This window comes from Streptomyces kronopolitis, assembly GCF_014646275.1.
Lineage (GTDB): Bacteria > Actinomycetota > Actinomycetes > Streptomycetales > Streptomycetaceae > Streptomyces > Streptomyces kronopolitis.
Window position 1 is genome coordinate 1 of the sequence record NZ_BMND01000077.1, and the last position, 7483, is coordinate 7483.

A 7483-nucleotide genomic window follows, 5' to 3' on the forward strand; every position below is an offset into this window, starting at 1 on the left:
CAGGGCCGGCCCGGCGTGGTCGGCCAGGTGGACCCGCACCCGCGGGGGCTCGGCGAAGGGACCGCCGGGGCGCGGCACGGCGGCCGGCCCGGGCGCGGACTCCCCCGCCCCGGCGCGCGGCAGCCCGTGCGGCGCCCGGCCGGTCGCGGCGGGCGGCCCGTCCGACGGCAGCAGACGGCGCAGCAGATCCATCCGGTCCGCGTCCGGCAGCGCCAGCCGCTCCCAGAACCACGGGCCGAACTCCGGCAGGCCGGTGCGGGCGAAGCCGCCGGCCCGCAGCGACCGTTCGGTGATCCGGTCGGCGAGCAGCCGCAGCACGCCCGTGTAGGGCCTCGCGTCGGGCACCCGGAGCAGGACGCCGGTCAGCAGCCGGGCGGCCCAGCGGCGGGCGTCCACGGCCCGTGCGGCCCCCTCCCCGGGGCCGGGCGCGGTCGCTGCCGGCACCAACTCCGCCAGCCGGAACGTCAGTTGCACCGTCCCCTCGCGCCGGGCGAGCAGCAGCAGCGCCTGGACGAGCGGTCCGGTGCGCCGGCCGGGGGCGGGCCGCAGGCCGGGGTCGGCGTGCGCGCCCTGCAGCCACTCCGCGAATTCCTCGTGCGCGAAGCGGTATCCGCCGCCGGCCGCGACCAGCAGCCCCTCGGCGAGCACCGCGGCGGCCCAGCCGGACTCGGGCGGGAAGAGCTCCTCGAAGGACACCGGGTCCAGCCCGCCCGGCCCGGGGCGCAGGCAGCGGCGGGCCGCCTCGTGCACCTGTCCGGCGACCCGGGAGGCCAGGCGGCGCACGGCGGTGCCGCGCGGCGCGGGCCGGCGGGCGGCGGCCAGGCGCCCGGCGATCCGCAGGCACACCAGGTCCAGATGGGCTTCGAAGATCTGATGGCGGTCGGGGGTGCCCAGGTCGGCCGCCTCGTCCTTGGGGAGCGCGGCCAGGACCTCCGCCAGCAGCCGCAGCGCCAGCGGATGGCGGGCGTCGGCGGCGGCCGGCAGTCCCGGTGGCAGGCGGTAGCGGCCGCGGGCCCGCTCGGCGGCCTCCTCCGTCAGGTCGCCCAGCCCCGTGCAGGCGGGCAGCGCGGGCAGCGGATGGCGCGGGGTGTGCAGCAGCCCGGGCGGGAAGAGCGCCCCGGCCCGCTCCCAGAACTCGGGGCGGCAGGCGATCACCAGCCGCACCCCGGCCGCGTCCAGCCAGTCGGCCGTCGCCCGGGTCCAGTCGGCCAGCCGCCGCTCCAGCGTCGCCGGCATCTCCTCGGGGCCGTCGAGGAGCACCAGCAGCCCGCGTCCGGCCGCGGCCGCCGCCCGGGCCAGGCCCTGGGAAGTGGTGTCGCTGGGATCGCCGGCCGTGCGGCCCGAGGCGGCGACGATCCGGCCGGCGGAGCGCAGCGCGCGCTCCACGGCCGTGCGCACCCCGTCGTCGCCGGCCCGCAGCTCCGCGCCGCGCAGCCGCACGGTCGGCGCCGGAACTGGACCCCGCGCCCGGCGGGCGGCCAGCGCGGCCAGCTCCGTGCTCCGCCCGGTCCCCGCCTCCCCCACCAGGCCCAGCACCCGCGCGCCCGCCCCGCCGTCCTCGAAACGGGCGAACTCCGCGGCCACCTCCGGCCGTTCGACCGGCTCCTGCCACCGCTGCGGCCGCTCGGGACCGCCCGCCGACGCCTCCGTCAGCTGCCGGGCGCCGGCCGGGTTCAGCTCGCTGCCGTAGGCGGGGACGGTGGCGGCGTTGCGCTCCAGCAGCGCGGCCAGCACGCCGCCCGGCGCGGCCTCGGCGACGGCGCGCAGCGGGATCGCGTAGCCGCCGGCCCGGCGGCCGGAGTGCAGTGCGGTGCCGAGCACGCCGAGCACCGCGCCGGTCCGCGCGTCCAGCACCGGTCCGCCGACCGCGGGGCCGCCCAGCCGCAGCGCCTCCCGGCCGCCCGCGCAGAGGTGGAGCTCCAGCGTCTCGTCGAGGAGGTGGACGCGGGTGGCGGCCGTGTACATCACCCCGGAGCCCGGTCCGACGACCGTGCCGTCCAGCCAGCCGCCCGCCCAGAGCCGGGCGCCGGTGCCCGCCGCCGGCCGGGCCGCGGCGATGGGCAGCGGCAGCAGCCGGTGCGGTCCGAAGCCGTCGGTGCGGACGAGGGCGAGCCCGTCCTCCGGCAGCGCCGTCACGGCGTCGGCGGCCACCAGGCAGGTCCATCCGCCGCCGCCCGCCGCGCCGCCGCCCGCCCCGTCCGCCATGGGCTGGAGCACCAGCTGCGCCGCCCCGTCCACCGCTTCATGGCTGGTGACCACCGTGCCGTCGGGGTCCGCGAGGAACCCCGTGCCACGGGTGCGACCTGCCAGATCGCGGATGCGCACCAGTGCCGCGCCCACATCGGCGTCCAGCAGTGCCATTGCCGATCCTCTCGCCCGTCCGGTCCCCGAACGGTAAGCAGGCGATGATCGTCAGGACAGGGAGCCGATCCAACGCGCCCCCCTCCACGCCTTGATTCACGTCGAGCGCCTCACCGAATGAGTGAAGGGCCCGGGCCCACGGGAGAGCCGGGTACGCCCACACGAAGGCCGGGCCCGCAGCGTCTCTCCCGCTGCGGGCCCGGCCTCGGTGCACGGCAACCCCGGGAACCGGCCCCGGGTGCCTCAGATCGCGAACACCGCCAGGCTCTTGGCCTTCCCGCCCTGGTTGTCCACCAGCGCCAGGAACTGGCCGTCCGGCCCGAACGCCGCCACCGGGCCGTCGCCCTCGAACCGCGGCATCGGGATCCGCGCGCCGTTCAGCAGCAGCCGCGCCTGCGCCTCGGGGACGTCCCAGCGGGTGAACGCCGCGGCGGCCGCGTCACCGAGCGGCATGACCGGCAGGCCCTCCCCCTCGGTGTCGTCCACGGCGGCCTGGAGCTGTTCGAGGGTGCGCGCCCGGTCCAGCTTGTACGGGCCGACGCGGGTACGGCGCAGCGCGGTCAGATGGCCGCCGACCCCGAGCCCGGCGCCCAGGTCGCGGGCCAGGGCCCGGATGTAGGTGCCCGACGAGCACTCGACGGAGACCAGCAGATCGGTCACCGGGGTGCCGTCCTCGGCCTCGGACTCGTGCGCGGAGTGCACCACGAACGAGGAGACGGTCACCGGCCGGGCCGGGATCTCCACCTCCTCGCCGTCACGGACCCGTGAGTACGAGCGCTTGCCGTCGATCTTGATGGCGCTGACCTTCGACGGGACCTGCATGATCGCGCCGGACAGCTCGGCGACCCCGGCGTCGATGTCCTCGCGGGCGAGGCCGTGCGCCGCCTTCGACGCGGTGATCTCGCCCTCGGCGTCATCGGTGACCGTCGTCTGGCCGAGCCGGATCGTGCCGACGTACTCCTTCTCCGTCAGCGCGAGATGGCCCAGCAGCTTGGTGGCCCGCTCGATGCCCAGGACGAGCACGCCGGTCGCCATCGGGTCGAGGGTGCCGGCGTGCCCGACCCGGCGGGTGCGTGCCATGCCGCGCATCTTCGCCACCACGTCGTGCGAGGTGAAACCGGCCGGCTTGTCGACGATGACCAGGCCCGCCGGCCGCTCGCCGCCCCGGCCCGACGGCGCGCCGCGCTCGCCCTTCCCGCGGGGCCTGTTGCTCTCACGCTTCATTCTGCCGCGGTGCCCTCGTCGTCCTCGTCCTCGCCCGGCTTGCGGTACGGGTCCGCCTCACCGGCGTACTCGGCGCCCGAGGACACCTCGCGCACCTTGGCGTCCGAGGCCCGTGCCTTGTCGAGCAGGTCCTCGATCGTCTTGGCGGTCTCGGGCAGGGCGTCCGCCACGAACGCCAGGGTCGGCGTGAACTTCGTGCCGGCCGCGGCGCCGACCGCGGAGCGCAGGATGCCCTTGGCGCTCTCCAGTCCGGCGGCGGCGCTGGCCCGCTCCTCGTCGTCACCGTAGACCGTGTAGAAGACCGTAGCCTCCCGCAGGTCGCCGGTGACCCGGGTGTCCGTGATGGTCACGTGCGAACCGAGCCGCGGGTCCTTGATGCCGCGCTGCAGCTTCTGGGCGACCACCTCCCGGATGAGGTCCGCCAGCTTCTTCGCCCGCGCATTGTCGGCCACTGGTCCGTCTCCTTCTTTCTTCCACAATTGTGCTTCCACCGGCGGCGCGCTGCCCGGCCCTTCAGGTCAGTCGTCGTCGCCGTGCAGCCGCCGGTGTACCGACAGCAGCTCCACTTCGGGCCGTGCGGCGACCATGCGCTCGCAGCGGTCCATGACATCGGTGAGATGCCCCGCGTCCCCGGAGACCACCGCCAGGCCGATGACGGCCCTGCGGTGCAGATCCTGGTCCCCGACCTCCGCGACGCTCACCGCGAATTTGCGGTGCAGCTCGGCGACGATCGGGCGGACGACGGAGCGCTTCTCCTTCAGCGACCGAACGTCGCCGAGAAGCAGGTCGAAGGACAGCGTCCCTACGTACATGCGATGCGGGTCAAGCCGACCCGTGAGGCCTCGTATGCGGTGAGCCCTGCCGATATTCGGCAAGAACACAAGAACGGTACACGCAACATCGGACACCGCTCGACGGGATTACGTTCCGTGGAACGCACGGTCCGGTGGGTGAGCGCCACCGGCCCGGGAGCCCGACCCCCGCAAACGGCCGGGGCCGGCCGGCGGAGCAGAACTCCGCCGGACCGGCCCCGGGAGGTGCGTGATCAGCCGCGCGGCTTCTCCCGCATCTCGTACGTCGCGATGACGTCGTCGATCTTGATGTCGTTGAAGTTTCCGAGGTTGATACCGCCCTCGAAGCCTTCGCGGATCTCGGTGACGTCGTCCTTGAAGCGGCGCAGACCCTGGATGTTGAGGTCCTCCGCGACCACCTTGCCGTCGCGGATGAGGCGCGCCTTGGTGTTGCGCTTGACCTCGCCGGAGCGGATGAGCACACCGGCGATGTTGCCGAGCTTGGACGAGCGGAAGATCTCGCGGATCTCGGCCGTACCGAGCTCGACCTCCTCGTACTCCGGCTTGAGCATGCCCTTGAGGGCCGCCTCGATCTCCTCGATCGCCTGGTAGATGACCGAGTAGTACCGGACGTCGACGCCCTCGCGCTCGGCCATCTGCGTGGCACGGCCTTCGGCGCGCACGTTGAAGCCGATGACGATCGCGTCGGAGCCGGACGCCAGGTTGATGTCGGTCTCCGTGACCGCACCGACGCCGCGGTGCAGCACCCGGATGTCGACCTCTTCGCCGACGTCGAGCTGGAGCAGCGAGGACTCCAGGGCCTCGACGGAACCGGAAGCGTCACCCTTGATGATGAGGTTGAGCTGCTGGACCTCGCCGGCCTTGAGCACCTTGTCCAGGTCCTCGAGGGACACCCGGCGGGTGCGCTTGGCGAAGGCGGCGTTGCGCTCGCGCGCCGCGCGCTTCTCGGCGATCTGACGGGCCGTACGGTCCTCGTCGACGACCAGGAAGTTGTCGCCGGCGCCCGGGACGTTGGTCAGACCCAGGACCAGGACGGGGGTCGACGGACCCGCTTCCTCGACGTTGTTGCCCTTGTCGTCGAACATCGCCCGCACGCGGCCGTACGCGTCGCCGGCCACCATCGTGTCACCGACGCGGAGGGTACCGCGCTGGACCAGGACGGTCGCCACGGCACCGCGGCCGCGGTCGAGGTGCGCCTCGATCGCGAGACCCTGGGCGTCCTGCTCGGCGTTGGCCCGCAGGTCCAGCGCCGCGTCCGCGGTGAGGACCACGGCCTCCAGCAGGGACTCGATGTTCTCGCCCTGCTTGGCGGAGATGTCGACGAACATGGTGTCGCCGCCGTACTCCTCGGCCACCAGGCCGTACTCGGTCAGCTGACCGCGCACCTTGGTCGGGTCGGCACCCTCGACGTCGATCTTGTTGACCGCGACCACGATCGGGACCTCGGCCGCCTTGGCGTGGTTGAGGGCCTCGATGGTCTGCGGCATGACACCGTCGTTGGCCGCCACCACGAGGATCGCGATGTCGGTCGACTTGGCACCACGGGCACGCATGGCGGTGAACGCCTCGTGACCGGGGGTGTCGATGAAGGTGATGCGCCGCTCTTCGTCGTTGACCTCGGTCGCGACCTGGTAGGCACCGATGTGCTGGGTGATGCCGCCGGCCTCGCCCGCGATGACGTTCGTCTTGCGGATCGCGTCGAGCAGTCGGGTCTTACCGTGGTCGACGTGACCCATGACGGTCACCACCGGCGGACGCGCGACGAGCATGTCCTCGCCGCCCTCGTTCTCACCGAAGTCGATGTCGAAGGACTCGAGCAGCTCGCGGTCCTCCTCCTCCGGGCTGACGATCTCGACGACGTAGTTCATCTCGTCGGCGAGCAGCTGGAGGGTCTCGTCGGAGACCGACTGGGTCGCGGTGACCATCTCGCCGAGGTTCAGCATGACCTGGACCAGCGACGCCGGGTTGGCGTTGATCTTCTCCGCGAAGTCCGTCAGCGAGGCACCACGCGACAGGCGAACCGTCGCGCCGTTGCCGCGCGGCAGCATGATGCCGCCGACCGACGGGGCCTGCATGGCCTCGTACTCCTGGCGCCTCTGCCGCTTCGACTTGCGGCCACGACGCGCCGGACCGCCGGGACGGCCGAACGCACCCTGCGTGCCACCACGGCCACCGGGGCCGCCGGGACGACCGGCGAAGCCGGGACGACCGCCAAAGCCGCCGCCACCACCGGGGCCACCGCCACCGGGACGACCGGCGAAACCGCCGCCGCCACCCGGACGACCGCCGCCACCACCGGGACGACCGGCGAAGCCGCCGCCGCCACCGGGACGACCGCCGCCGCCACCGGGACGACCGGCACCGCCGGGACCGCGACCGCCGCCGCCACCGGGACCCGGACGCGGGCCGGCCGCGGGACGCTGCGGCATCATGCCCGGGTTCGGACGGTTACCGCCGCCACCGGGACGCGGACCGCCGGCACCGGCGCCGGGAGCGGCACCCTGCGGACGGGGCATGCCACCGGGGGTCGGACGCGCGCCGCCCTGGCCCTGGGGACGGGGGCCGCCCTGGCCGCCGCCCTGCGGACGCGGGCCGCCGGGACCACCCTGGCCACCGGGGCGCGGGGCGCCACCGGGACGGGGGGCCTGCGGACGGGCCATGCCCGTGGAGCCACCGGAGGTGAAGGGGTTGTTGCCCGGACGGGGGCCGGACGGACGGGCGCCGGGACGCGGGCCCGGACGCTCGCCACCGGGACGCGGAGCGTTACCGCGGCCCTGACCGCCCTGGCCGCCCTGACCCTGGCCCTGGCCCTGGCCGCCCTGACCGGACGCCGGACGGGCCGGACGCGGGCCGGGGGTGGCACCGGGACGGGAAGCCGACTGGCCGGCGGCGGGAGCCGCCGGCGCGGACGGCGGAGCCTGAAACTCGGGCTGCGCGGGGGCGGCCGGAGCGGGCTTGGGTGCCGCGGGGCGCGCCGGTGCGGGGCGCGGGCCCGGGGTGGGGCCGGCGGCGGGAGTGCTCTTGGGTTCCGCGGGGGCCTGCGGCGCCTCGGCGGCGGCGGCCGGGGCGGGAGCCGGAGCCGCGGG

At 75.0% G+C, this 7483-nt stretch carries 4 protein-coding genes and 1 pseudogene; all 5 read right to left on the reverse strand.

The features are described from left to right. Nucleotides 1-2361: pseudogene (locus tag IEY78_RS33395) on the reverse strand (hypothetical protein); the annotation flags it as partial. 243 nt (nucleotides 2362-2604) lie between these two features. After that, complete coding sequence (truB, locus tag IEY78_RS33400) at nucleotides 2605-3585, reverse strand: tRNA pseudouridine(55) synthase TruB (RefSeq protein WP_229700334.1); 981 nt, start codon at nucleotides 3583-3585, stop codon at nucleotides 2605-2607. Beyond that, nucleotides 3582-4037, reverse strand: coding sequence for a 30S ribosome-binding factor RbfA (gene rbfA / locus IEY78_RS33405; RefSeq protein WP_189104756.1), 456 nt, complete (start codon nucleotides 4035-4037; stop codon nucleotides 3582-3584). Before rbfA ends, truB begins: the two co-directional genes overlap by 4 nt. A 66-nt stretch (nucleotides 4038-4103) precedes the next feature. Continuing rightward, nucleotides 4104-4397, reverse strand: a complete 294-nt coding sequence (locus IEY78_RS33410) for a DUF503 domain-containing protein (protein ID WP_189104757.1) — start codon at nucleotides 4395-4397, stop codon at nucleotides 4104-4106. A 233-nt stretch (nucleotides 4398-4630) separates the two neighbouring features. Further along, the coding region (infB, locus tag IEY78_RS33415) for a translation initiation factor IF-2 (protein WP_189104758.1) at nucleotides 4631-7483 on the reverse strand (2853 nt) is incomplete at its 5' end.

What these genes read in the sequence shown, in the direction of transcription:
- truB (WP_229700334.1), bottom strand. Translation starts at nt 3,585, where the DNA reads ATGAAGCGTGAGAGCAACAGGCCCCGCGGGAAGGGCGAGCGCGGCGCG.
- IEY78_RS33410 (WP_189104757.1), bottom strand. Translation starts at nt 4,397, where the DNA reads ATGTACGTAGGGACGCTGTCCTTCGACCTGCTTCTCGGCGACGTTCGG.